Annotated in this window: 1 pseudogene; it reads left to right on the top strand. The window is 71.6% G+C overall.

What is annotated here, in order from left to right:
- Window positions 1–299: pseudogene (locus tag F0L68_RS41080) on the top strand (RCC1 domain-containing protein); the annotation flags it as partial.

Raw genomic sequence — 299 nt, 5'->3', positions numbered from 1 at the left:
CCCGCGGGCGCCCGCCACAGCCCCGCCCCCCCCAAGAAGGGCAAGGTCATCGCCTGGGGCGACAACACCTCCGGCCAGACGAACGTGCGGCCCGAGGCCGCCGCGGACATCACGGCGATCTCCTCGGGCGGATTCCACAGCCTGGCCCTCACCAAACAGGGCAAGGTCATCGGCTGGGGATACGACACCAGCGGGCAGGCCACGGTGCCCAAGGAAGCCACCAGCGACATCACCGCGATCTCCGCGGGCGGCCGGCACAGCCTCGCCCTCACCAAGGACGGCAAGGTCATCGCCTGGGG

This window comes from Solihabitans fulvus (assembly GCF_008386585.1).
Lineage (GTDB): Bacteria > Actinomycetota > Actinomycetes > Mycobacteriales > Pseudonocardiaceae > Solihabitans > Solihabitans fulvus.
Note: the sequence above shows the minus strand (reverse complement) of the source record. Positions and strands in the feature narration are given on the sequence as shown.